Raw genomic sequence first — 24,285 nt, 5'->3', positions numbered from 1 at the left:
TCAGTGGCGTGGACCAATGGACCGAACGGGTGAGGTCGCGACACGACAGAGGTCCGCGGTGCGCCCCTGTCCTGGCGCGACCGCGGACCTCCGTCCCCGTCAGCGAGTGCCGACCGCCGCTCGTACGGCCCGGCGGGCCATCTGGCAGTCGTCGTGCAGCCGCCTCAGCAGCAACCGCTGTTCCTCGCCCGACGGCGCGGCACCCGGGTGAGCCGGACCGGGCGCCGCCGGGGCCGTGTCGTGCATCGAACGCTGCACGGCCGTCTCATAGGTGCGGATCTCTCGTGTCAGCACGAGCATCAGATTCACCAGGAAGGCGTCCCGCGCGGCGGGCCCCGTCGACTGGGCGAGCTGGCTGATCTGCCGCCGCGCCACCGGCGCGTCACCGAGGACCGCCCACAGGGTGGCCAGGTCGTACCCCGGCAGATACCAGCCCGCGTGCTCCCAGTCCACCAGCACTGGACCGGCCGGTGAGAGCAGGATGTTCGACAGAAGGGCATCACCGTGGCAGAACTGACCCATGCCCTGACGGCCCGCCGAATGGGCGATGCCGTGCACCAGCTTCTGCAGATCGCCCATGTCCCGGTCCGTGAGCAGACCCAGCTCGTGGAATCGGGAGATCCGCTCCGCGTAGTCCAGCGGGGCGTCGAACGTGCCCGCCGGTGGCCGCCAGGCGTTCAGCCGGCAGATCGCGCCCAGCGCCGCCCGGATGTCCGCGCGGGGCGGGGCCTCGGCGGGGTGCCGCTGGAGCGCGGCGACCCGGCCCGGCATCCGCTCGATGACCAGGGTGCCGTTGTCCGGGTCCGCCGCGATCAGCCGCGGCACCCGGACCGGCGGCCGGTGCCGGACGAACGAGCGGTAGGCAGCTATTTCGTGCCGGATCCGATCGGCCCACATCGGTGACTGGTCGAGTAAACACTTGGCGACGGCCGTGCTGCGCCCCGTCGTGCCCACGAGGAGCACGGAGCGTCCGCTGCGGCGCAGCACCTGTACCGGAGCGAACTCCGGACAGATCCGGTGCACCGACGCGATCGCCGTGCGCAGCTGCGCGCCCTGAGGGCCGGACAAGTCGATTCTCCCGCTGAGCGGCTGGGTGCCGAGCCCCGGGACGCGTCGCGTCCGGCCGGCACCGAGCACGGGCGCCTGGCGGGCGGGGTCGAGGTAGGGGCCGCTGCCCGCCGGGCGGGTGTGCAACGACCGGGGCGGAGCGGACACGGAGGACGATGCTGCGTACATGGGCGATACAGATCCCTTCGTGTGCCTGCGAGTTGCCGCGCAACCCGCCCCGGCCGCGCCGGAACACCCTGGGGAGTGTCCCTGCGGCAACCGGGTCGGGGTGGCGCGTTCCTACCTGACACCCGAGGTCCACTGGCACACCATCTGGCGCACCCTGGCGAACCCTGGCGAATAGTCGCTCAGCAACTGACAGGCGGTTACTGTCAAATCAGCCGAGAACCTGGGGGCTTGACGTGAACGGACAACCCAACACCCGCCTGTCGGACCTGTTCGGCCTGGCCGGCTGGTCCAAGGGCGAGCTCGCGAGGATGGTCAACCGGCAGGCGGCGGCCATGGGCCACCCCCAACTGGCGACCGACACCTCGCGGGTGCGGCGTTGGATCGACATGGGAGAGATCCCGCGCGATCCGGTGCCGCGGGTGCTGGCGGCCCTGTTCACCGAGCGTCTCGGCCGTGTCGTGACCATCGAGGACCTCGGTCTGGTCCGGCACGGGCGTACGGGAAAGCGGCAGAGCGGCGGGAGTGCGGAACATCCCGACGGAGTGCCGTGGGCGCCCGAACGGACCGCCGCGGTCCTCACCGAATTCACGGGAATGGACCTCATGCTCAACCGACGCGGCTTGGTGGGCGCGGGTGCCGCGCTCGCCGCGGGATCCGCACTCAGCACGGCCATGCACGACTGGCTCCACACCGATCCGGCCCTCGCGGCCGACGCTCCCCGATTCGAAGATCCCCTGCACGCCGACCCCGCTGGGTTCGACCGGTACGAGGCCGCCCCCATCGGGTCGCAGGAGATCGAGGAACTGGAGCGCTCGGTCGAGGTGTTCCGGGCCTGGGACGCGGCTCGCGGCGGCGGGCTGCAACGCAAGGCCGTGGTGGGCCAGCTGAACGAGGTGGGAGGCATGCTCTCCTACCGGCACCCCGACCATCTGCAGCGACGCCTCTGGGGCGTCGCCGCCAACCTGGCCGTCCTCGCGGGCTGGATGTCGCACGACGTCGGCCTGGAGCCCACGGCTCAGAAGTACTTCGTCATCGCCGCGCACGCGGCCCGAGAAGGTGGTGACCGGCCCCGCGCCGGCGAGGCGCTCTCCCGAGCGGCTCGTCAGATGGTGCATCTGGGCCGGCCCGACGACGCACTCGACCTCATGAAGCTGGCGAAGTCGGGTTCCGGCGAGGAGGTGCTGCCCCGCACCCGGGCCATGCTCCACACCATCGAGGCCTGGGCGCAGGCCTCCATGGGCAAGGGGCAGGCGATGCGGCGCACCCTCGGCCAGGCGGAGGACCTGTTCGTCTCCGACCGGGGCGACGTCCCTCCGCCGAGCTGGATGCAGCTGTTCGACGAGGCCGACATGCACGGCATGCAGGCTCTCGCCTACCGCACCCTCGCCGAGCACGAGCCGTCGGCGGCGGCCACGGCTCAGCGCCACGCGAAGGAGGCGCTGAAGCTGCGTGAGTCGGGCCGGGACCGGTCGAAGATCTTCGACCACATCTCCCTGGCGTCGGCCTGCTTCATCGCCGACGATCCCGAACAGGCCGACCGGTACGCGCGACTCGCCCTGACCTCGATGGGGGCCAACTCCTCCCACCGGACCTGGGACCGGCTGCGCGAGATGTACCGGCTCACCGGGCAGTACTCCAGCTATCCGAAGATCCACGACCTGCGTGAGGAGATCAAACTGGCCCTGCCCAACGGTTCGTTGAAGCCGAGGGGCGGCGGAAACAGCGCGCGGGCGTAAGGAGCCCGTGCCGACGACACGGGTCGGGGTCCGGGCTTGACTGCGGTCCCTGGGCAAGGTCAAGGGCGATTCCGGTCCTTGGCACCGTCGGAGGGCGCGGTGTGATTCTCGTGCGCGAAGCCGTCAGGAACCGACCCGGGCGATGAGCACGCACGCGTCGTCCGCGCGCTCGGATTCGCCGAATTCTTCAACCACCATCCGTACACAGTCCTGGGCGGTACGGGCTCCGTCGAAGCGTGGGGCCAAGCCGAGCAGACCTTGTACGGCGGCCGTTCCTGTCTCGCTCCCGGCTTCGGCCCGGCGAGAGGATCCCCACTGCCGCGGCACCAGTCCGTCGGTGTGCAGGAGCAGCAGGTCGCCTTCTTCGAGAGTCTCTTCGGCCTGTCCGTAGACGGCTCCCGAGGTCGCCCCCAGCAGCACGCCGTCCGGTGGTGTCAGTGCGCGCCCCGTCCCCTCGCGGAACAGCAGGGGGGCGGGGTGGCCTGCCTGTGCCCAGCGTAGGGTGCGGGTCTCGGGCCGGTAGCGGCAACAGACGGCGCTGCCGAGAGCGGGCTGGACGGTGGTGTCCAGTAACTGGTTCAGCCATGACATGAGTTGGCCCGGCTCGGTGCCCGCCATGGCCATCCCGCGCAGTGCGCCGAGCAGCATCGCCATGCCCGAGGTCACGGTGACCCCGTGGCCGGTGAGATCGCCGACGCTCAACAGTATCTCCCCGTCCGGGAGATCGAGTGCGTCGTACCAGTCGCCGCCGATCAGCGCTCCGGTCGAGGACGGCAGGTAGTGCGCGGCCAGATCCAGCGTTCCGGGGCCCCGGCGCGGGGACCGCAAGGAACCGCGCCGGGGCGGCAGCACGGATTCCTGCAGCTCGACCGCGATGCGCCGCTCGGTCTGCGCGAGGTGCCGCTGGTGTTGCAGCGAGTCACGGCGCTCGCTCACCGTCCGCTGGCTGCGCCGCAGTTCACTGACGTCGCGGAGTACGGCCCACATCGAAGTGGTGCTGCCGTCGGCGTCGAGCACGGGCTCGGCCATCATGTGGACGGCCCGCACCTCGCCGTCGGGGCGCACGATGCGGAACTCCCCGTCGATCGGTTTGGCGTCGATGAGGCAGTCCGTGACCATCGTGGTCAGTTTCGCCCGGTCCTCGTCGAGTACCAGGGAGGGGAGCTCGTCCAGGGTGAGCGGGGGAGCGGCGGGGTCGCGGCCCAGGATCTGGTAGAGCTCGCCCGACCAGCCGGCCTCGTCGGTCAGCAGATTCCACTCGGCGCTGCCGACCCTGCTCAGCAGTGAGCCGTGCCGGGACGCGGCGGGCGCGGCCGGAGTGCTGGCCGGCGCTGCCGCGGGTGCGCCGGGGAAGGGTGGTGGGCCGTCCCGCAGCTGCGCCAAGTGCGCGTCGAGATCGTTGAGTTGATGCATCGCCAGGTTGCACAGCGCCCGCTGCCAGCGTCCCTGTGGGTCCGTGACCTCGGAGGGTGCCTCACGGCGTACGGCATCCACCTCGCCCCGCAGCTGCCGCGTCTGCGAGATCAGCGCGTCGACCGAGCCGCGCCGGGGCGGCTGGGCGGCGGAGCGGTCCGCAGAGAGGTGGGAGGGCATGACGTACTCCGATGCGGGGACGGTACGACCTGGTGTGACGGAAGGACCGTTACGACTGTTGCACAGCCTGCGACGCGCTGTAAGGGATTTGGCAACACCCGATACGGTGGTGCATCTGGCATATGCCGCAGTCCTTCCGGGCCGGTCGCCCAGGACGTATGCGGTACGCGTGCGGTGGTGCAAGTCGTAGGTGGCGTACGTGACTTGACGGGTGGATGCGGGGTTGCGCCCGTCGTTCATTCTCCTGTTCGAGGAGCATATGTGCGAGTGCTCGTGAAGTCTTTCACCTCGGCCTCGTACAGGGCCGCCGGGTCGATGCCCATCGAGGCGAAATTGCCCTCGATCTCCAGGCTGACCAAGCCGTGCAGATGGGCCCACAGGATGGTGGACCGCGCGGCGACCGCCTCCGGGACGTCCTCGATCCCGTGACGTTCCATCCACCGCCGGAACTGTGCAGCCGGACCCTCCGGAGCCGGCGAGTCCGGCTGCGCCAGGTCGCTCACCGCGGCCAGTACGACGTTCATGGCGGGCTGGGACGCCTCCACCAGGCTGGTCGACTGGGCGTCGTACCCCTGGAGCGGCGCCCGGAAGAGGAGCCGGTAGCGGTGCGGCTCGGCCAGTGCCCAGGCGCGGTAGGCCCGGGCGATCGCCGCCAGGCGGGCGACGGCGTCCGGAGCCTCGGCGTCGCTCGTGTCCGTGCCCGTCGCGCCGCCCCCGTGGGCCGCGCCGGTCGTGTCGCCCGCGCCGGTCGTGCCGGTGTCGTGCGGGCCGCTGCCGGGGCCTTGCGCTTCGTGGCCCGCCGCCCGGGACAGTGCGGCCGCCAGATCTCCGTAGGCGTCGACGACCAGCTCGGTGAGCAGGCTGTCCCGGTTGGCGAAGTAGCGGTACAGCGCGGGTCCCGTCATGCCCAGCTGCTTGGCCACCGCGTTGAGCGACAGCGCCTCCGGACCGCCTTCGGCCAGCTGTCCGAGTGCCGCCGTCTTGACCTCCTGTCGTACCTGCGCGCGGAACCGATCGCGCGGGCCCGTACCGGTCCGGCTTCCTGTGGCCACGTCATCGCCTCTTCGTCTGCTGGGGGTGCGGTGGTGACCGCTCTTGACCAACAGAATATAGAGGAGCAAGCTTTAGTTAGAAGCTCTCACGCAAGCGAGAGTCGATAACGAAGGAGCTCTGTCCGTCATGAACCCGGAGGCCGTCATGGAGAGTCACCCCGTCGAGGACAGCAATCCCGCCGAGCGTGGCGACACCGCCGGGGGAGCGGTGACCGAGGTGGTCCTCCCGGGCGTCGTGGAGCCCTCCGGCCTGGAGATCCGTGTCCGCCCCGCGCCGCGGCCCGCCGCGGGCGAGGTCGTCCTCGCCCTGGAGGCCTCCGGGGTGTCCTTCGCCGAGCAGCAGATGCGCCGCGGCAAGTACTACGACCAGCCGCCGTTCCCCTTCGTGCCCGGGTACGACATGGTCGGCGTCGTCGTCCGGACCGGCGAGGGCGTGGACGCCTCCCTGGTCGGCCGGCGCTTCGCCGCACTGACCAAGGTGGGCGGCTGGGCCAGCCTCGTCGCGCTCCCTGTCGCCGGTCTCGTCGAGGTCCCGGGCGGGCTGGACCCCGCCGAGGCCGAGACGGTGGTCGTCAACGGCATCACGGCCTGGCAGATGCTGCACCGTGTCGCCCGCGTCCGCGCCGGACAGACCGTCCTGGTGCACGGGGCGAACGGCGGAGTGGGCTCCACCCTCGTGCAACTGGCCAGGCACGCCGGTATCCGGGTCATCGGCACGGCCTCGCCCCGGCACCACGAGGCGGTGCGTGCGCTCGGCGCGACACCACTCGACTACCGCGCCGCCGATCTCCCCGGCCAGGTCAGGGAGTTGGCGCCGGGCGGCGTCGACGCCGTCTTCGACCACGTCGGTGGCGACGGCATCGTGGACTCCTTCGGTCTGCTGGCGAAGGGCGGCACGCTCGTCTCGTACGGCACCGCGGCCACCCGGGACGTCGCCGGCTCGTCCAAGCTGCCCGTGCTGAAGCTCATCGGCCGGCTGCTCCTGTGGAACCTGCTGCCCAACGGCCGGCGCACGCACTTCTACAACATCTGGGCGGGCAAGCGTCGTTCGGCCGCCTTCCACGAGCGGCTGCGCACCGACCTCGGCCAGGTGCTCGCCCTGCTCGCCGACGGCGCGATCACCGCCCAGGTGGCGGCGCGCGTCCCGCTCAGCCGCGCGGCGGAGGCCGTACGGCTCGCCGAGTCCGGCACCGTCACCGGCAAGGTCATCCTCGTCCCGGACCCGGCGGACGGCGCGGCGCCCGGTTCCCGGTGACGACAGCGCGGCAGCCCGGCCCGCGCGACGTGCCGGCCGCGGAGCGACGGTGCGCAGGGGCCCGTCCTCGCCGACTCGCGGGGGTTCGACCGCTGTTCACTCGGGCCGCACCGCACGCAGCGGCTGACGGCGCGCGGCGGCGGGCCCGGGCGCCCGCCGCCGTCGTTCACGCGTACAGGTCCGGGCGCGGGGCCAGTTCGACACTCACCCGGCCGCCCTCCTCCAGGGCCCGGACGCCCGCCTCGGCGACGGCGGAGGCCGCGTATCCGTCCCAGGCGCTCGGGCCGGTGACCCGGCCCTGCCGGGTGGCGTCCACCCAGGCCTGCACCTCACGGTCGTAGGCGTCGGCGAACCGCACCAGATAGTCCTGCGCCACCTCCTCGCGCGCACCGCCCGCCGACGTCACCACCATCGTGTGCTCGTCACCGATCCGGGCGCTGCCCGATTCGCAGACCGCCTCGCACCGCACCTGGTACCCGAAGCCGCAGTTGACGAAGACCTCGACGTCGACCACGGCGCCGTCCGCGGTCTCGAACAGTACGAACTGGGGGTCCAACAGGCCCTCCGGGGCCTGCGAGGAGGGCCGGGGGCGGAGCACGGTCACGGCCGTGAGCTCCTGGCCCAGCAGCCAGCGCGCGGCGTCGATCTCGTGCGAGACGGAGCTGTTGACCAGCATCGCCGAGGTGAAGTGGGGCGGCGACGACACATTGCGGTGGGTGCAGTGCAGCATCAAGGGCCTGCCCAGACGGCCGCCGTCCAGCAGGGCCTTCAGACGCAGGTACTCCGCGTCGTACCGGCGCATGAAGCCGATCTGGGCGAGCCGGCGGCCGAGCCGCGCCTCCGCCTCCACCACCCGCAGCGCGCCGGAGGACTCCGGCACCATCGGCTTCTCGCAGAGCACCGGCAGCCCGCGCGCGAAGGCCGCGAGGAGTGCCGCCTCGTGCGCCGGACCGGGGGAGGCGATCAACACCGCCTGCACGCCCGGCGCGTCGAGAGCGGCGACGGCCTCGGCGTGCACCGAGACGTTCTCGATGCCGGCCACGGCGTCCTTCGCCCGGTCCGTCTCGGGGTCCGCCACGGCGGCGACCCGGGCGCCGCTCACCAGCTGGTCGATCCGCCGTATGTGGTCGGCTCCCATGTGTCCGGCACCCAGGACTGCGACACCCAACAGGTCGTTCACGCGCTCCGTACCTCTCCGCCGACGTTCGGTTCTCTGTCCGATTGTCGGTCGGAATGATCAGTAACGCAGCACCCCGGCGATGCCTTTCGCGTCCCTGAGGCTCCCGTCGGGGACGAAGCGGACCTCGGCACCCGTCTCCAGGCACTGTTCGACGATCTCGTCGACGATGTCCTCACGGGAGTCCAGATCACCGCTTTCCGCCGGGACGAGATGGTCGCCGTCGTCGCGGACCGTCACCCGGTAGTTCTCCTCGACGGCGAGCAGCCGGACGCGGCCCTCGGTCGCGTTCTGCCACACCTCGTCGACGCCGGCGGCGAACTCCTTGCGGCCGAGGGCCGTTTCGAGTTCGCGGGCGACCTGGTCGGCCCCCTTGCGTTCCTCGGCGTTGATCAGCGGGCGGATCGCCTGCCACACGGCTTCGGCGGAGCCGTGCGCGAGCCCGCCGTGCGGGATGTGCGTCGCGTCCTTGGTCACGGTGCCGAGCTCGTCCAGGAGGGAGAGCGCGGCGGTCTCGCCGGTGACGTACAGCGGTCGCGGGTTCTCCCGCAGGACCGAGGCCAGGACGGTGTCCGCGTCGCGCAGGAACCGGCGGGTGCCCTCGTCGCGGAAGGTGCTCGGGATGTCGCCGATCTGCTCCTGACGCTCCGCGTCGAAGTTCTCACGGTCTCTGACCAGCGGGAAGCCGCCCGTGTGGTCCTCGACGACATGGCCTCCGCCGCCGTTCCACAGCGTGACCCGGTCGGCGGCGACGGACAGGACCCAGAACGGGCGCTCGGAGGCCTGTGCGGCGACGAGGTTGCGGGTCAGGAAGGTGTCCGAGAGCACGACGCGCTCGGGCACGGTGCGTGCCAGGGACCACACCTGGTGCTCGCCGGGTGCCGCGAAGATCACCAGACCGTCCTCGGTATGTGCCAGGTCGATCTCGTTCACGGCCCGGTCGAGCTGCTGGAGGACGTCGGTGCGTCGCTCGCGGGTGACGGCGGGATCGGCCTCCAGCTGCTTCTTGGCTTCGGCCATCACATTGCGCAACCGGACCGGATCCTGGGCGTTGTCTGGTTCACGGCGGTGTGTCGGCGTCAGCACCGACACCGCCGGGTAGGGCCGCGGCCTGCGCAGCTCGGAGAGGGTCGCGGGGCTGAGTGCGTGCTCCATAACAGCACCATAGGACCAATTCCCCTATCGGGCATTTGGTGCAATTCGTTGCTAGGGTCGCTGCGTCGCCAGATGACGAGGTCCGCATCGTGGTCGCGCACGACGATGCCCTTCCCGGCAGGACGCCCATGACGCAGGTGGACACGGACGCGCAGGCGCCGCCGGCCGCGAAGCTGACACTGCCGACCCTCACCATGATGGTCGTCGGCTCGATGGTCGGAGCCGGGGTCTTCTCCCTGCCGAGCCGGTTCGCCGAGGAGGCAGGCGTCGCCGGCGCCCTCATCGCCTGGGCCGTCGCCGGCACCGGCATGCTGATGCTCGCCTTCGTCTTCCAGCGCCTGGCGATCCGCAGACCCGACCTCGACGCGGGCGTCTACGCCTACGCGAAGGTGGGCTTCGGCGAGTACCTCGGCTTCTTCTCTGCGTTCGGCTACTGGGCCAGCGCCTGCGTCGGCAACGTGACGTACTGGGTGCTCATCATGTCGACCGTCGGGGCGATCGCGCCCGCGCTCGGCGAGGGCGACACCGTCCTCGCGGTGGTGATCTCCTCCGTCGGCCTGTGGGCGTTCTTCCTCCTCATCCGCCGCGGAGTGAAGGAGGCGGCGGCCATCAACCGGATCGTCACCGTGGCCAAGGTCGTGCCGATCCTCGTCTTCGTCGTCCTCGCGCTCTTCTACCTGAAACCGCACGTGTTCGCCGAGAACTTCGCCGGCGCCGACTACGCCGGTTCGCTCTTCGACCAGGTCAAGGGCACCATGCTGGCGACCGTGTTCGTGTTCCTCGGTGTCGAGGGCGCCAGCGTCTACTCACGGCACGCCGGACGCCGCGAGGACGTGGGCCGCGCGACCCTCCTCGGCTTCCTGAGCGTCTTCGCGATCTTCGCCTCGGTGACGATCGTGTCGTACGGGCTGATGCCGATGAGCGAGATCGCCGAACTGCGCCAGCCGTCCATGGCCGGGGTCCTGGAGAGCGCTGTCGGCACCTGGGGCAAGGTCTTCGTCAGCGTCGGACTGATCGTCTCCGTGCTCGGCGCCTACCTCGCCTGGACGCTGATGGCGGCCGAGGTGCTGTTCGTCGCCGCCAAGGACGAGGACATGCCCCGCTTCCTCGCCCGCTCCACCGCCGCCGACGTGCCGGTGTCGGCCCTGGTGATGTCGACGATCCTCACTCAGATCATGCTGGTCGTCACCCTGTTCTCGGACGACGCGTTCAACTTCGCGCTGGACCTGACCAGCGCCCTGACACTGATTCCGTTCCTGCTGGCGGCCGCCTTCGCCGTCAAGATCGCGCGCGCCGGACGCGGCAGGGACCTGGCCGTCGGCCTCCTCGCGACCCTCTACACCGCCTTCCTGCTGTACGCGGCAGGACTGAAGTTCATCCTCGTCTCCTTCATCATCTACGCGCCCGCCACCGTCCTGTTCGTGATGGCGCGGCGCGAGCAGGGCAGACGGCTCTTCTCGCCCCGCGAACTCGTCGTCCTCGCCGTCTCGACCGCGGGCGCGGCCCTCGGCATCGTCGCCCTCGCACTGGGCTGGATCAGCCTCTGACCCGGAGAAAGGCACACCGTGACCAGTCGTCAGGACACCACCGGCCGTCCCGCGTACGGCGTCCACTCGGAGGTCGGCAGACTGCGCAAGGTGCTGGTGTGCGCGCCCGGCCTCGCGCACCGCAGGTTGACCCCCACCAACTCCGACGACCTGCTCTTCGACGACGTCATGTGGGTGGAGAACGCCCAGCGCGACCACGCCGACTTCGTCAACAAACTGCGCGAGCGCGGCGTCGACGTGGTGGAGCTGCACGAACTGCTCGCCCGGACCATGGCGATGCCCGTCGCCCGGGACTGGCTCCTGGACCGGAAGATCACCGCGAACGAGGTCGGACTCGGACTCGTCGACGACACCCGGGCCTTCCTGGAGACCCTCGAACCCGCCGAGCTCGCCACGTACCTGATCGGCGGTCTGGCCACCGCCGACCTGCCGGACGAGTTCCGCTCCGGCTATGTCGCCCTGGCCCGCGAGTCGACGGGCGTCCGCGAGTACCTGATGCCGCCGCTGCCCAACACCCTGTACACCCGCGACACGACGTGCTGGCTGTACGAAGGGGTCACGCTCAACCCGCTGTACTGGCCCGCCCGGCACGACGAGACGCTCCTGATGAAGGCGATCTACACCTTCCACCCGGACTTCGCGGGCTCCTCCGTGTGGTGGGGCGACCCCGAACGGGACTGGGGCCAGGCGTCCTTCGAAGGCGGCGACATCATGCCGGTCGGCAACGGCATCGTGCTGATGGGCATGAGCGAGCGCACCTCACGGCAGGCCATCACCCAGGTCGCGGCGGCCCTCTTCGAGAACGGGGCCGCCGAGCACGTCATCGTGGCGGGCATGCCGAAACTGCGGTCCGCCATGCACCTCGACACCGTCTTCACCTTCGCCGACCGGGACCTCGTCACGCTGTACCCGACCATCATGGACGCGGTCCACACCTTCTCCCTCCGCCCGAGCGACAAGGCCCCCGGTATCGAACTCACCGACGAGGGCGCGCGTCCCTTCACCGACGTCGTCGCCAAGGCCCTCGGCCTGTCCGAGCTGCGCGTCGTCGAGACCGGCGGGGACGTCTACGCCTCCGAGCGCCAGCAGTGGGACAGCGGCAACAACGCCGTCGCCCTGGAACCGGGCGTGGTGTTCACCTACGACCGCAACACCCAGACCAACACGCTGCTGCGCAAGGCCGGCATCGAGGTCATCACCATCGTCGGCGCCGAGCTCGGGCGGGGAAGGGGCGGCGGCCACTGCATGACCTGTCCCATCGTCCGCGACCCCGTGGACTTCTGAGCCCGTCGACCGCGTTCGGTCAGAACACGTCCGGGTCCGCCGCCCGCCAGTCCGCCCGCCACGACGCGGGCGCCTCTGCCCCCAGCACACCGGGCGCCAGCCACTCGTGGAGCTCCGCGTACGAGCGCACGGTCGCCGCGTCGATGCGCCGCAGCAGGAGACGTGGCACCAGGTCGGCCGGGTCCCGCACCCCTGCTGCCGCCATGATCCGGCACGCGCTGCGCACGGTCGCCCGCTGATACCGGTGGACACGCTCGGCCTTGTCGGCGATGTCCAGGGCGCGCGCCCGACGAGGGTCCTGCGTGGCGATTCCCGTCGGGCAGGTGCCGGTGTGACAGCGACGGGCCCGGAGACAGCCGAGGGCGAGCATCATCGCGCGCGCGGCGTTGGTGTAGTCCGCTCCCTGCGCCAGCCGCCGGACGATGTCGGCGCCGGTGGCGACGCCACCGCTCGCACCGACCCGGACGCGGTCGCGCAGCCCGGCGCCGACCAGCGCGTTGTGCACCGTGAGCAGGCCTTCCGTGAGCGGCATCCCCACGGCGCCGGGGAACTCCGCCGGAGCGGCGCCCGTACCGCCCTCCGCGCCGTCGACGACGATGAAGTCCGGGGTGACCCCCTCGGCGAGCATCGCCTTGCAGACGGCGAGGAACTGACGGCGCGAACCCACGCACAGCTTGAACCCGATGGGTTTGCCGCCCGCCAACTCCCGCATGCGGGCCAGGAAGCACACCATCTCCCGCGGAGTGGAGAACTCCCGGTGGCACGCCGGTGACACCACGGCCCGACCCTCCGGCACGCCGCGCGCCCGGGCCACCTCGGCACCGACCTTCACCCCCGGCAGGATCGCGCCGGCCCCCGGATGAGCGCCCTGCGAGAGCTTCAGCGACACGCACTTGACCTCCGGCAGCGCCGCCTTGTCCGCGAACTCCCGTGCCTCGAACCGCCCTTCGATGGTGCGGCAGCCGAAGTACCCGGTGCCGATCTCCCAGATCAGGTCCCCGCCGCCGCGCAGATGATGGTCCGACAGGCCGCCCTCGCCGGTGTCCTGCGCGAAACCGCCCTTCGCCGCCCCCCTGTTCAGCGCCAGGACGGCATGCGAGGACAGTGCGCCGAAACTCATCGCGGACACGTTGAGCAGCGCCATGTCGTACGGCTTGGTGCAGTCGGGGCCGCCGACGCGGACCACGGGCGGCTCGTCGGGCACCTCGGCCGGACACATCGACGGTTCCAGGAACTCGTGCCCGCCGGCGTACACGTCCCCTCGGGTGCCGAACGGCTCGGGCGCCTCGGCGCCCGCGGCCCGCTCGCGCACGAGGGCCACCACCCCGGGGCCGTACGGACGCCCGTCGTCGGCCCGTCCGGCGGAGTGCCGTCCCGCCACGACGCGCCGGAAACGGCCGAGCAGGGGGTGGTTCCGCAGCACCGCACGGCGGCGCTGTGTCAGGTCGTGCACGGCGAGCGCGGTCAGGACCAGCAGGACCCCCGCCGCACACCACCACCACGCCGACACGGCGCATGCCAGGACCACCGCCCCGGCCGCGCCGAGGGCGACGAACAGTGGCAAGAGCATCCGGCGCACACCACGAGTCAAACCCACCTCGCGGCACGGGGCGAAAGCTGAGCTGCCGCTCGGGTTGTCCGGGGCGCGGCGACCGGGCGCGCCGGGTGGATGCCGGGAGCCGCTCAGCCGAGGCCGAGCGCCTTGTCCGCGGCGGCCACGGACGGCTTCCACCACGTCGTCATGGGCTCCCACACCAGTACGGCGTCCCCCGCGCCCAGCTGCTCCGCGGTGAACGAACGCCCGAACAGGGACGGGTCGGCGGACACGGTGATGGAGTCCACCCTGCGGGCCTCGGGGTCGGCGGGGTCGGCGATCGTCCGGACGGCCGCGTACGCCGTCCGGCCCGGGCCGAGGCGGTACGGGCCGCTCTCTCCCGCGGGCGTCGGCAGGGCGGCGCCGTCCAGGTCCCCGAAGGTGACGGTGGGGATGCGGTCGACCGTGCAGGTACGGGGGGAACGGTTCGTGACGCCGATGTGCACGACGCGGGCGTCCGCGGACTGCCCGGCCCTCAGCTGCAGGACCTTGCCCGCACACTTCGCGATCCGGCCGGCGGCCTGCTGCGGGGTGGCCGAGCCGCTCTGGGGCACCGCGAGGAGCAGAGCGGTGGCGGCGGCCGAGAGGGTGAGGACGGTTCGGATGCGCATCGGCGGTTCCCCCTGGAGTCGTCACGAACGGTGCGCCGTGCCCGGTTCGGGCGGCGCCCTGCCCAGTGTGACCACCACGGCATACGAGAGGTTGTAGCCGGCTCGTCCGTGTCGCCCGGCCGTGTCACCGCCGGACCCGCCGTCAGCGTGCCTTGTCGTCGTCGGTCCCGCAGGAGCTGCCGCTGCCCGGCAGCGAGCCGTACAGCAGGAAGTCGTCGACCTTCTGGTGCACGCACTTCGACGACGTGTAGCCGGTGTGCCCCTCACCCTTGTTGTCGAGCACCACGGCCGACGGACCCAGCCGCGCGGCGGTCTCGACGGTCCACCGGTAAGGGGTCGCGGGGTCACCACGGGTGCCGACGAGCAGCATCTTCGGGGAGTGGACGTCGCGCACGTGCTCGCGGATGAAGTCGGTGCCCTTGGGCCGGCCGTAGCACAGCATCACCTGGTTGAGCCGGAACGGGCCGAAGACGGGGGAGGCCTCCTCGAAGGTGGCGCGCAGCCGGCTCATGTCGTTCGTGAGCTGGGCGGCGGTGGGCCGGTCGGGGTCGTCCGCGCAGTTGATCGCCATCAGGGCGGCCAGCAGATTGTCGACGGGGACGTCCTCGTCACCCACCAGCCCGCCGTCCTTCCGGCCCGCCGCGGGCGCTCCGGGCATCGCGATACCGCCCGACAGCTGGGACAGGGCATGCGTGTCGCCGTCCTGGATCAGGGCGGCGAGGGCCTGTTCCAGCGAGGGCCACAGCGACTCGCTGTAGAGCGCCTGGCTGATCGCGCCCACCAGGTCCTGGCCGGTGAACCGGTCCCCGAAGGCCGACGTGATGGGGTCCCGGTCGAGTGAGTCGACGAGCTGGACGACCTGCTTCCGCGCGCCGCGCGCGTCCTGGCCGAAGGGGCAGGCCATGTCCTTGACGCACCAGGTGAGGAAGTCGTCCAGCGCGGTCTGCTGCCCCTGCGCGCTCACCAGGGACTGCTCCGTGAGCGGTTCGGTGAGCGTGTCCACCCCGTCGAGCGTCATCCGGCCGGTCTTGTCGGGGAACTGCGCGGCGTACACCGCGCCCAGCCGGGTGCCGTAGGAGAAGCCGAGGTAGTTGAGCTTCTTGTCGCCGAGCGCCTGGCGTATGACGTCCATGTCCCGGGAGGCGTTGACCGTGCCTATGTGCTGGAGCACCGGGCCGGAGTGCTTGACGCACTGCTTGGCGTACTGTTCCACCGTCCTGAGCGCGGCCTTGGGGTCGCCCGCCTCGGCGGTGGGGTCCGTGGTGGCGGAGACGTCCTCAGCTCCCGTGCCGCAGCTGACGGGCGAGGACCGGCCGACACCCCGGGGATCGAAGGTCACCACGTCGTAGCCGTTGGTGAGCCCCATGAAATCCTTGCTGTCGGCGGCGAGCTGGGATATCCCGGCGCCCCCCGGGCCGCCGAAGTTCAGCACCACCGACCCGCGCGACGCACCGGTCGCCCGATAACGGGCGAGTGCCACGTCGAGGGTGCCGTCACCGGGCCGCGCGTAGTCCAGCGGCACGGTCACCTTGCCGCACTGCATGTCGTGGGGCATTCCGGAGCCCGTGCAGGCGGCCCACTTGACCTTCTGCTGGTAGAAACGCGACAGGTCGGGCTGGTCCGCGGCAGCAGCCACCGTGGGGAGGCTCGCCGCGAGCAGCGCGAGCGTCGCGGCCGCGGCTCCGGCGACCGTGCCTCGTTGGTGCACGGACAGCATGCATGCCTCCAGGCTCGCCCCGCGGTGGACCGGCGACACCCCCTCGATCACGATAAGCGTGGCCCCGGGGGCACGCCTCCCGGCGAGCGCCGCGGGCCGAGGTGCCTTACCCTTCGCGACCGCTCCTGTCGTAATCCGTCACGACCCGGCACGCGGGCGTTCGATAACGGTGACGCTCGATGGAGTGAAAGACCGATAAGCCATAACTCGGATGGTTCTCCTGCGTTTTACGCGATGCGGGTGAGTGCCCGCGACGATGTCTGGAAGGCAGGAAACCTATGAAACGGGCTACCCGAAATGGGTTGATCGCCGCGGCCGCCGCCTCGGGTGCGCTCGCCGTGACGATGCCGGCGCACGCCGACTCCGCGGCGGACGGCACCGCGGCCGGGTCGCCGGGACTGATCTCCGGCAACACCGTCCAGCTCCCGGTGCACGTTCCCGTGAACGCGTGCGGGAACACCGTGAACGTGGTCGGACTGCTCAACCCCGCGACGGGCAACAGTTGCGCCACCAGGAGTGACGGGGGAGCGGCGAACGAGACGGGGGCGAGCTCGACACACGGCGGCGCGGCCGCCGAGGGCGGCGCGAAGGATTCGCCGGGGCTGCTGTCGGGCAACGGCGTGCAGCTCCCGGTGGACCTGCCCGTGAACGTCAGCGGCAATTCCGTGAACGTCGTCGGGGTGGGCAACGCTGCCGTGGGCAACGAGTCGACGAACACCTCCGGCGGCCGTCCCGAGCAGCCGGCCACGCCGACGCCGCCCCCGCCCAAGGCGCACCCCCGCCCCGTGGTGCCCCAGCAGGTCCCGGGGCAGCCGGTGCCCGCCCTCGCCAGCACCGGCGCGGACCAGACGGTACCGACCATCGCCGCGGGCGCCGCACTGCTGCTGGGCGGAGCCGTCCTGTACCGGCGCTTCCGGCCTGTCGCGGTGCGCTGATCCACGGTCACCGACGGAAGGCCCCACCGGATCCGTGACCGGTGGGGCCCGAGCGGAGTCCGGCGGACCGGATGCCCCGCGTGCTCCTCAGGGCGTGGCGTTCAGCAGGTCGAGCGCGCTCTGCTGCCGTGCCGCGTCGACACGGTCCTGCGGCCCGGTCCAGCGCAGCCCGTACTGGTCGAGAGCATTGCGGTCCCCGCGGAACGCGGCGTCCGCCTGCCTGCGCAGATAGGCGGTGTACGGATGGTCGGGCAGCGCCGCGTCCAGCCTGCCCAGGCCACGCACGTGGGCGCCCTTGAACGAGGGGCCGTCCGCCCCGCAGTCCCCGCTCTCGCACGGGTCCCGCAGTATCCCGTCCGCGGTGTTGAGCTCGGGGGACGTGGTGGCGGCGTCCGCGATCTGCCGCGCCGCGCTCAGGACCGCGCCGTCACCGGTCGCGCGGTTCAGCTCGGTGAGCGCGCCCAGCAGGACGCCCTGGTTGTAGGACCACACGGTGCCGCCGTTGTTGCGGCAGGTGGACAGGCTGATGCCGTCGTTCACCAGGTGCGCGGAGTTCACCATTCCCGTCGAGCGGAACCACGTCCAGCCCGCCCGTGCGCGCGAGAGGTGGGCGGTGTCGCCGGGGAGACGGTTGTGCAGGGCGGCGTTGAGCTGGATGTAGAGCGAATTGGCGATCGCGTTCTTGTAGGTCTTCGCGGTGCTCCACCACACCCCGCCGCCGCACGTCGTGTCCCAGTAGGCGGCCATGTGGTCGGCGTCGGCCCGCGCGGTGGCGAGATAGCGGGTGTCCCCGGTCAGGTCGTACGCCGCCACCCAGGCGAGCCCCCACCAGCCGGTGTCGTCGATGTAGTCGTTGCGGAACTGTCCGCCCTGGGCGTTCAGCTGGCGGTCGTAGGTGGTGGCGACGGCGTAGCGGTAGCTGCCCATGCCGGTCGCCCGTATGTTGTCGATCACGGCGGTGAGCGCGTTCGCCGAGTTCCACCAGCCGGTGGTGGCGAAGAGCCCGGTCGCGTTGTCGTAGAACATCATCTCGGCCGTGGCCGCGGCAGTGCGGCGCTCGCCCGCGTTCCATGTCGTGCGCGCCCACGCGGTGCACGCGATGTCGCCGCGGTCACCGGCCTTTCCGCAGGCCCGCAGTGCGCCGACACCACGGGCGTTCCAGTCGTCCACGTTGTACATCAGGGTGCGCCACCCCCGCTGCCCCGCGGGCACGGTGGTGTCGCCGAGCCTGCTGCCGGAGCTCCAGGTGCGGCCGCCGTCGAAGGAGCGGTCGAGCCAGACCTCGTCCCCGGGGCTGCCGTTGTCCAGCGACGCCCATCCCATGGCGTCGGCGTCGTCGAAGTGCAGGGTCATCGAGCGGGAGAAGAGGGTGGTGGAGACCGGGGTCCGGTCCTGCGGGGACAGGGCGGGGTCGCGGGCGTCGCAGTACTTGTTGCAGACGGCCGCGGCGAGTGCGTGCGGCGGCCCGGCAGCGGCGGCGGACGACGAGGGCGGGGTGATGCCCGCCGCGAGGGCGAGGAGGACGGGCACGGCTCTCCGCAGATGCCGCGACAACGTTGTCGGCACGATCGGCCTCCGTTCGGGAGGTGGGGAAGAGAGCGCTCCCGGAAGCTAGTCTCGTGACGTGGCCGCGTCAATGGAGGTGGTGGCGGGCGAACCGTCGGGCGCGACTTCCTCGCGGAGGATGCTGTACCGGACGCCGTCACGCCACCGTCCGTCGCGGAACACGACGCTGCGGAGCACCCCCTCGCGGGTGAATCCCGCCTTCTCCAGGGCGCGTTGCTCGGCGATGTTCTCCGCCTCGGTGTCGGCCTCGATGCGCTTCACGAGCGTGTGGGCGAAGAGGTAGCGGACGAGCTGCCGCTGGGCCTCGGTCCCCATGCCTTTGCCGCGCGCGTTCGGCAGCAGGGCGATGCCCATGTTCCAGTAGTGCGTGGTCCGGCTGGAGGCGATCTTCCGCCAGGCGACGAATCCCAGCCGCTCGGACTCCCGCACCACCATGAGATGGCCCCCGTCCTCGGTGATGAGGCCGGTGTCCGCCCACTGTCGCCGCCAGCGCCGGATGTCCCACCAGCCGAACCACTGGAAGGGGGCCGACACCTCGGGCTCCGTCAAGAACCGTTCCAGGACGGGGAGATCGTCCTCGGCCACCGGGCGCAGGGTCACGTGTTCGACACTCATGACGGCAACCCTAGGCTGTCCGTGGGACAACATCCCTGGGAACAGACCGGGTTGACGCCGTTGCCCGGGCCCACGGGTGTCGTTCGCCGGACTGGCCGAATCTCTCCCGGCGCGGGACGGTTGCGGCTGCGATCGGTACGGAGATCGGGAAGGATGCTGCGCGTGCGGCAGAGCACCGCACCGAAGCGACCCCGTACGGAATGGAGCGCCCACATGACCTCTCCGGGACCGGAGCATCTCGTCGTCGCCCAGGCCTCGATCGACGACTGGAAGGTGGTCGGGGAGTGGGCGGCGGACGAGGGGTGGAATCCCGGGCTGTCGGACAGTGCGAGCTTCTTCGCCCAGGACCCCGAGGGCTTCTTCATCGGACGCATCGGCGGCGAGCTCGTCTCGGCCGTCTCGGTCGTCAACTACGGAGCCGACTACGCCTTCCTGGGCTTCTATCTGGTACGGCCCGACCTGCGCGGCCGCGGCTACGGCCTCACCACCTGGAAGACGGCCCTCGCGCACGCCGGCGACCGTACCGTCGGCCTCGACGGCGTGGTGGCGCAGCAGGACAACTACCGCCGGTCAGGCTTCGAACTCGCCCACCGCACGGCCCGGTTCGGCGGGATCGTCCCCGCGGGCGAGGTACCCGAGGGAGTCAGGGCCGCCACGGACGCGGACCGTGCGGCCGTCACGGCGTACGACAGCGCCTGCTACCCGGCCGACCGGCCGGTTTTCCTGGACTCGTGGCTGACCGGCCCGGGCCACCGCACTTTCGTCCGCACCGCCGCGGACGGGCACCTCTCGGGGTACGCCGTGATCCGTCCGGCCCGTGACTCCCTGCGCGTCGGCCCGCTGTTCGCCGACACCGCCGACGACGCCCGGGCTCTGATCGCCGCGCTGGCCGACGACGCCGCCGGGCGTCCGATCGCGGTGGACGTGCCCCGGACGAACACCACGGGGGTCGCCCTCGCTGAGGAACTCGGCCTGACGCCCTCCTTCGAGACGGCCCGCATGTACACGGGGCCCGTCAGGCCGTTCGCCACAGAGCGCGTCTACGGAGTGACGACGCTCGAACTCGGTTAGTCCGCCGCGGGATCTGTCGGACCGGCCCCTCAGCCGGCGAGTTCGCGGGCGCGACGTGCCGCATCGCCCACCGCGCCGCGGTGCACGGGACCGTGGCCCGGCAGCAGGACGTCGGCGGCCAGGGACTCGATGCGCGCGAGGGACGTACGAGCGCCGTCGCGATCGGTGTCGAACATCGCCGGGAGCAGCTGCGGGCCGCGCCCCCGTGCGGTGGGATGGGCGGTGACGAGGGCGTCACCGGAGATCACGATCCCGGCGTCCGGCAGATGGTAGACGCAGTGCCCCGGTGTGTGGCCCGGGGTGTGCACCGGAACCGGACGGCCGGGCAGATCCAGCGGTCCCTCCTGGGGGAACGCCTCGGGCTGCGTCATCCGTACGTCCGCCTTGCCGCCGGACCGCAGGGCGTGCACCGCCCACGGCAGCACTCCGGGTCGCCACCCCTGGCGCAGCACCTGTCCCACACTCACCTGATGCAGGAACTCGCGGCGCGCGTGCGGCACTTCCGCCTCGTGCATCAGGACCGGGACACCGAAGGTGCGGTTCAGATGGTCGGCGGAGCCGAGATGGTCGTTGTGCGCGTGCGTGACGAGGACGGCACGGACGGCCTCGGGCGCGTGGCCGAGCGCTTCGAGGGAGGCGAGGAGTTCCCCGCGGTCGCCGGGATAGCCGGTGTCGATCAGGGTGGCGGCGTCGCCGTCGCTCAGAATCACCCAGTTCGTGTTGCTGCCGTGCACCAGGTGCACTCCTGCTGCAGCCTCGACGATCGCATCCTCGCGCATGACCATCCCGACGTGTGAGACCTGTGCGCGGCCCGAGCCGCAGTGCCGGAACGACGCTATCGCGACCGCTCGCGAGCGCCGACAGGGGTGTGCGGGACGTGTCCGGCAGGCTGTGCCGATGCCGACCTCATGCCCCCGGGGGGCTCCGTCCCCCGGCCCCCCGATCGGCCTGGACGGCCTCGTCCTCAAGCGCCGGACGGGCTGGGAGGTGCGCCCTCCGCTCCCGGGCGGGACGGGTGGGGTGGGGCCCACCGGCACTCGTAGGGCGCCCGGCACCGGGCCAGATCGGCCTGGACGGCCTCGTCCTCGATCGCCGGACGGGCTGAGGGGTGGTTCCCTGCCCTCAATGCGGGACGGGACGGGGGCTGCCGTCGGACAGGACGGGAGTCAGCGCCGGACGTGAGCTGCCGTCGGACGGGACGGGAGTCAGCCTCGGACGACGACCGCCTGGGAGCTGCCGCCGGACGGGCTGGAGAGGTGACCGGACGGGCTGAAGGGTGACCCCGTCCCCAGAGGCGGGCGGGAACCCGCGATGGACGCACCCGCAGTCGCCCACTCACCGAAGGGGCCGTGCCGGTGCATCACATGCCCGTTGCGGACGGCGCCACGACCCCACCGCACCGACACACCGGACCAGACGAGGGCTGCAACGGGCGGATCACCGGCACGGCCCCGACCCACCCACCGCACAGACGGCGAAACGGCCACCACAGCGAGCCCCGCGCCGCACGAGCCCCGCGCAGTGGAGCGGCAACCGCATTTCGGAGGATATTCCGGTGCGGGCCGGGTCCCCGCTTCCCTAGACTCCTCACACATTCGCGCACCGCCGCATCGGCGCCGCGCATCGTGACGAGTGAGGGGAGCCGGGCCGTGCGTGACCGCACCGCTGTCGTGGTTCCCCCGTCGCTGTACGAGGTGATCCTCGTGTCCTCGTGGGCCCGGTACCCGCTGCGCGGCCGGTACCGGAGGCCCGAGACGACCGTCTGATCCCCGCCCCTCGCCCTTCACGCCGACAGGTGTCACCGCCCGTCGGTCCCGCGCGCACGCCGGCAGCCTTCCGCCGGCCCAGGTGTGCGCCCGCCGACGGCCCGGTCCGTCGGCGCCGAGGCGGCGGCATGCGCCCGCCGCATCACGGCGCGGTGCGCAGGAGATCTCCCACGGCCCGGACCAAGGGCCGCCGTCCGGGAATCGCGCCACCCGATCCGGATCACCCGAAAGGCCATGCGCCGTGCGCACCGACCTGCACCGTCACCTGACCAGCCCGCTGTCCACCGTCCGCAATCTGGGCATCCTCGCCCACGTCGACGCGGGCAAGACCACCGTCACCGAGCGGATCCTCTACGCCACCGGCACCACCCACAAACGCGGAGAGGTGCACGACGGCACCACCGTCACCGACTTCGACTCCCAGGAACGCGATCGCGGCATCACCATCTTCGCCGCGGCCGTGAGCTGTGCGTGGGACGGCCACCGGATCAACCTGATCGACACACCCGGCCATGTCGACTTCTCCGACGAGGTGGAGCGCTCGCTCCGGGTTCTCGACGGCGCGATCGCGGTGTTCGACGCCGTGGCCGGTGTCGAGCCGCAGAGCGAGTCGGTGTGGCGGCGGGCGGCCCGGCACGGCGTCCCGAGGATCGCCTTCGTGAACAAGCTGGACCGCGCCGGCGCCGACCTCGACGCGGCCGTCGAGTCGATCCGGCAGCGGCTCCATCCGGCACCGCTCGTCGTGCAGTTGCCGATCGGTACGGAGGACGGCTTCACCGGAGTGGTGGACCTGCTGCGCATGCGTTCCCTCGTGTGGGCCGACGGTGTCGACACCGCCGAGGAGGGCCCCGTGCCGGAAGGCCTGCTGGACGAGGCACGGCGGCGCAGAAGGCTCCTCGAAGAGGCGGTGGCGGAACTCCACCCCGCCGCGCTGGAGGAGTTCTGCACCGACTCCACCGTGCGCGCCTCCACGCTGGCCTCGGCGCTGCGCGACCTGACCCGGACCGGCGAGGGCGTCGTGGTGCTCTGCGGCTCGGCCTACCGCAACCGCGGTATCGAACCGCTGCTGGAGGCCGTCGTGGCGTATCTGCCCTCGCCGCTGGACGTGCCCGCCGTACGCGGGACCGGCGACGACGCGGGGCGGGAACGGGCCGCCGATCCCGAGGAGCCGTTCGCCGCCCTGGTGTTCAAGGTCAACGCGACGGCGACGGGCAGGCTGACGTACGCGCGGGTGTACTCGGGAACGATCCGGAAGGGAGAGACAGTGATGGACGTGGGCGCACGGCGCACCGAACGGGTCAGCCGCATCCTGCGGGTCCGGGCCGACCGGTACGCGGAGCTGGACACGGCCGTCGCCGGCGACATCGTCGCGCTGATCGGGCCGAAGTCCGCCCACGCCGGGGCGACTCTGTGCGCTCCGACGGCTCCGCTGCTGCTCGAACCGCCCGCGGTCGCCGAGCCCGTGGTGTCGGTCGCGGTCGAGGCGCGCCGTGCCGTCGACACCGACCGTCTGGTGTCCGCGCTCGCGCGGCTCGCGGAGGAGGACCCCTCGCTCGTCGTCCGTACCGACCCGGAGACCGGTCAGACGACGCTGTCGGGCGTGGGGGAACTGCACCTGGAGGTGGCGGTGGAGAAGATCCGGCGGGCCCACGGCATCGAGGTCGCCGTCGGCCGCCCCAAGGTGGCCTACCGGGAGACCGTCGTGCGCGGGGTGTCCGGTCTGGTCTACCGGCACGTCAAACAGGACGGCGGCGCCGGCCAGTTCGCCCATGTCGTGCTCGACGTGGAACCACTGGAGGCCACGCCGGGCGACGGCGGCACGAGCGCGACGGGCTTCGAGTTCCGTTCGACGGTCGTGGGCGGCCGCGTGCCGCGCGAGTACGAGCGCGCGGTGGAGGCCGGTTGCCGGGACGCCCTGGCGGAGGGTCCGTTGGGCGGTCATCCCGTGACCGGGCTGCGGGTCACCCTGACCGACGGGGCGACCCACTCCAAGGACTCCTCGGAGATGGCGTTCCGCACGGCCGGCCGCCTCGGGCTGCGCGAGGCGCTCCGGGCCGCCACCATGGCGCTCCTGGAACCGGTGGCCGAGGTCACCGTCACCGTGCCCGACGACGCGGTGGGCGGGGTGCTCGGTGATCTGGCCGCGCGGCGCGGACGGGTCTCGGGCTCGTTGACACGGGCGGACGCGACGGTGATCATCGCCGCCGTCCCGCTGGCCGAACTCTTCGGCTACGCCACCCGGTTGCGCAGCCGCACCCAGGGCCGCGGTGTGTTCACCGCCCGGCCCACCGGCCACGCGCCCGCACCGGGCACGGCGTCCCGCGAGACGCCGGTCCGGTGACACGGGCGGAGCGGTCCTGCCCCGACGCCGGGTG

Annotated in this window: 18 protein-coding genes; 7 read left to right on the top strand and 11 right to left on the bottom strand. The window is 71.8% G+C overall.

Going from position 1 to position 24,285, the window contains the following annotated elements:
* Positions 1-99 precede the first annotated feature (99 nt).
* A complete protein-coding gene (locus tag ACZ4IF_RS30330) occupies positions 100-1,236 on the bottom strand; it encodes an aminoglycoside phosphotransferase family protein (protein WP_359490478.1) in 1,137 nt (378 codons plus the stop codon).
* 233 nt (positions 1,237-1,469) lie between these two features.
* On the opposite strand from ACZ4IF_RS30330, the gene ACZ4IF_RS30325 reads away from it, so the two are divergent.
* Entirely contained in the window at positions 1,470-2,972 is a 1,503-nt protein-coding gene (locus ACZ4IF_RS30325) for a DNA-binding protein NsdB (RefSeq protein ID WP_359490476.1), read from the top strand.
* 123 nt (positions 2,973-3,095) lie between these two features.
* Here ACZ4IF_RS30325 and ACZ4IF_RS30320 read toward each other — a convergent pair whose 3' ends face one another.
* Both ACZ4IF_RS30320 and ACZ4IF_RS30315 read right to left on the bottom strand, forming a co-directional pair.
* Positions 3,096-4,565 carry a PP2C family protein-serine/threonine phosphatase gene (locus tag ACZ4IF_RS30320; RefSeq protein ID WP_467568435.1) on the bottom strand — a complete coding sequence of 490 codons (1,470 nt, stop codon included), beginning with the start codon at positions 4,563-4,565 and terminating at the stop codon, positions 3,096-3,098.
* A gap of 236 nt (positions 4,566-4,801) precedes the next feature.
* Positions 4,802-5,617, bottom strand: a complete 816-nt coding sequence (locus tag ACZ4IF_RS30315) for a TetR/AcrR family transcriptional regulator (protein ID WP_467568433.1) — start codon at positions 5,615-5,617, stop codon at positions 4,802-4,804.
* A gap of 145 nt (positions 5,618-5,762) precedes the next feature.
* On the opposite strand from ACZ4IF_RS30315, the gene ACZ4IF_RS30310 reads away from it, so the two are divergent.
* Entirely contained in the window at positions 5,763-6,872 is a 1,110-nt protein-coding gene (locus ACZ4IF_RS30310; RefSeq protein WP_467568579.1) for a medium chain dehydrogenase/reductase family protein, read from the top strand.
* Between the two features lie 166 nt (positions 6,873-7,038).
* Here ACZ4IF_RS30310 and ACZ4IF_RS30305 read toward each other — a convergent pair whose 3' ends face one another.
* Both ACZ4IF_RS30305 and ACZ4IF_RS30300 read right to left on the bottom strand, forming a co-directional pair.
* Positions 7,039-8,052: a Gfo/Idh/MocA family protein gene (locus ACZ4IF_RS30305; RefSeq protein ID WP_467568431.1), complete on the bottom strand. Its 1,014-nt coding sequence runs from the start codon at positions 8,050-8,052 to the stop codon at positions 7,039-7,041.
* Between the two features lie 57 nt (positions 8,053-8,109).
* Positions 8,110-9,204, bottom strand: coding sequence for a baeRF3 domain-containing protein (locus ACZ4IF_RS30300; protein ID WP_467568429.1), 1,095 nt, complete (start codon positions 9,202-9,204; stop codon positions 8,110-8,112).
* Between the two features lie 128 nt (positions 9,205-9,332).
* On the opposite strand from ACZ4IF_RS30300, the gene ACZ4IF_RS30295 reads away from it, so the two are divergent.
* Both ACZ4IF_RS30295 and ACZ4IF_RS30290 read left to right on the top strand, forming a co-directional pair.
* Positions 9,333-10,751, top strand: a complete 1,419-nt coding sequence (locus ACZ4IF_RS30295) for a basic amino acid/polyamine antiporter (protein ID WP_467568427.1) — start codon at positions 9,333-9,335, stop codon at positions 10,749-10,751.
* An 18-nt stretch (positions 10,752-10,769) separates the two neighbouring features.
* Positions 10,770-12,035, top strand: coding sequence for an arginine deiminase (locus tag ACZ4IF_RS30290; RefSeq protein ID WP_359490464.1), 1,266 nt, complete (start codon positions 10,770-10,772; stop codon positions 12,033-12,035).
* A 19-nt stretch (positions 12,036-12,054) separates the two neighbouring features.
* Here the strand turns inward: ACZ4IF_RS30290 and ACZ4IF_RS30285 are convergent, their stop codons facing one another.
* From ACZ4IF_RS30285 to ACZ4IF_RS30275, 3 genes are all read right to left on the bottom strand, one after another.
* Complete coding sequence (locus ACZ4IF_RS30285; protein ID WP_467568425.1) at positions 12,055-13,605, bottom strand: FMN-binding glutamate synthase family protein; 1,551 nt, start codon at positions 13,603-13,605, stop codon at positions 12,055-12,057.
* A gap of 113 nt (positions 13,606-13,718) precedes the next feature.
* Positions 13,719-14,240 carry a DUF4232 domain-containing protein gene (locus ACZ4IF_RS30280; protein WP_467568423.1) on the bottom strand — a complete coding sequence of 174 codons (522 nt, stop codon included), beginning with the start codon at positions 14,238-14,240 and terminating at the stop codon, positions 13,719-13,721.
* Positions 14,241-14,382: 142 nt separating this feature from the next.
* Positions 14,383-15,957 (bottom strand): alpha/beta hydrolase, encoded by a 1,575-nt coding sequence (locus ACZ4IF_RS30275; protein ID WP_467568421.1) that lies wholly within the window; start codon positions 15,955-15,957, stop codon positions 14,383-14,385.
* 278 nt (positions 15,958-16,235) lie between these two features.
* Here ACZ4IF_RS30275 and ACZ4IF_RS30270 point away from each other — a divergent pair, with 278 nt between their 5' ends.
* Positions 16,236-16,892 carry a chaplin gene (locus tag ACZ4IF_RS30270; protein ID WP_467568419.1) on the top strand — a complete coding sequence of 219 codons (657 nt, stop codon included), beginning with the start codon at positions 16,236-16,238 and terminating at the stop codon, positions 16,890-16,892.
* 87 nt (positions 16,893-16,979) lie between these two features.
* Here the strand turns inward: ACZ4IF_RS30270 and ACZ4IF_RS30265 are convergent, their stop codons facing one another.
* Together ACZ4IF_RS30265 and ACZ4IF_RS30260 are read right to left on the bottom strand one after the other, a co-directional pair.
* Positions 16,980-18,458: a glycoside hydrolase family 76 protein gene (locus ACZ4IF_RS30265; RefSeq protein WP_467568417.1), complete on the bottom strand. Its 1,479-nt coding sequence runs from the start codon at positions 18,456-18,458 to the stop codon at positions 16,980-16,982.
* Positions 18,459-18,503: 45 nt separating this feature from the next.
* On the bottom strand, positions 18,504-19,073 hold the full coding sequence (locus ACZ4IF_RS30260; RefSeq protein WP_467568415.1) for a GNAT family N-acetyltransferase: 570 nt from the start codon (positions 19,071-19,073) through the stop codon (positions 18,504-18,506).
* A 213-nt stretch (positions 19,074-19,286) separates the two neighbouring features.
* Between ACZ4IF_RS30260 and ACZ4IF_RS30255 the strand changes: the two genes are divergently transcribed.
* The gene (locus tag ACZ4IF_RS30255) at positions 19,287-20,144 is read left to right on the top strand and encodes a GNAT family N-acetyltransferase (protein WP_467568413.1); all 858 of its coding nucleotides are present in this window, start codon (positions 19,287-19,289) and stop codon (positions 20,142-20,144) included.
* Between the two features lie 29 nt (positions 20,145-20,173).
* On the opposite strand, the gene ACZ4IF_RS30250 is transcribed toward ACZ4IF_RS30255, so the two are convergent.
* On the bottom strand, positions 20,174-20,923 hold the full coding sequence (locus ACZ4IF_RS30250) for an MBL fold metallo-hydrolase (RefSeq protein ID WP_467568411.1): 750 nt from the start codon (positions 20,921-20,923) through the stop codon (positions 20,174-20,176).
* A gap of 1,228 nt (positions 20,924-22,151) precedes the next feature.
* Between ACZ4IF_RS30250 and fusA the strand changes: the two genes are divergently transcribed.
* The gene (gene fusA / locus ACZ4IF_RS30245; RefSeq protein ID WP_467568408.1) at positions 22,152-24,251 is read left to right on the top strand and encodes an elongation factor G; all 2,100 of its coding nucleotides are present in this window, start codon (positions 22,152-22,154) and stop codon (positions 24,249-24,251) included.
* Positions 24,252-24,285 lie beyond the last annotated feature (34 nt).

It is taken from the genome of Streptomyces sp. NPDC025784, from assembly GCF_055558435.1.
The sequence above is the reverse complement of the archived record's forward strand: the minus strand, read 5'-3'. Positions and strand labels throughout refer to the sequence as shown.

What these genes read in the sequence shown, in the direction of transcription:
- ACZ4IF_RS30310 (WP_467568579.1), top strand. Translation starts at nt 5,763, where the DNA reads ATGGAGAGTCACCCCGTCGAGGACAGCAATCCCGCCGAGCGTGGCGAC.
- ACZ4IF_RS30285 (WP_467568425.1), bottom strand. Translation starts at nt 13,605, where the DNA reads ATGCTCTTGCCACTGTTCGTCGCCCTCGGCGCGGCCGGGGCGGTGGTC.
- ACZ4IF_RS30320 (WP_467568435.1), bottom strand. Translation starts at nt 4,565, where the DNA reads ATGCCCTCCCACCTCTCTGCGGACCGCTCCGCCGCCCAGCCGCCCCGG.
- ACZ4IF_RS30300 (WP_467568429.1), bottom strand. Translation starts at nt 9,204, where the DNA reads ATGGAGCACGCACTCAGCCCCGCGACCCTCTCCGAGCTGCGCAGGCCG.
- ACZ4IF_RS30275 (WP_467568421.1), bottom strand. Translation starts at nt 15,957, where the DNA reads ATGCTGTCCGTGCACCAACGAGGCACGGTCGCCGGAGCCGCGGCCGCG.
- ACZ4IF_RS30255 (WP_467568413.1), top strand. Translation starts at nt 19,287, where the DNA reads ATGACCTCTCCGGGACCGGAGCATCTCGTCGTCGCCCAGGCCTCGATC.
- ACZ4IF_RS30270 (WP_467568419.1), top strand. Translation starts at nt 16,236, where the DNA reads ATGAAACGGGCTACCCGAAATGGGTTGATCGCCGCGGCCGCCGCCTCG.
- ACZ4IF_RS30330 (WP_359490478.1), bottom strand. Translation starts at nt 1,236, where the DNA reads ATGTACGCAGCATCGTCCTCCGTGTCCGCTCCGCCCCGGTCGTTGCAC.
- ACZ4IF_RS30295 (WP_467568427.1), top strand. Translation starts at nt 9,333, where the DNA reads ATGACGCAGGTGGACACGGACGCGCAGGCGCCGCCGGCCGCGAAGCTG.
- ACZ4IF_RS30250 (WP_467568411.1), bottom strand. Translation starts at nt 20,923, where the DNA reads ATGCGCGAGGATGCGATCGTCGAGGCTGCAGCAGGAGTGCACCTGGTG.
- ACZ4IF_RS30260 (WP_467568415.1), bottom strand. Translation starts at nt 19,073, where the DNA reads ATGAGTGTCGAACACGTGACCCTGCGCCCGGTGGCCGAGGACGATCTC.
- ACZ4IF_RS30280 (WP_467568423.1), bottom strand. Translation starts at nt 14,240, where the DNA reads ATGCGCATCCGAACCGTCCTCACCCTCTCGGCCGCCGCCACCGCTCTG.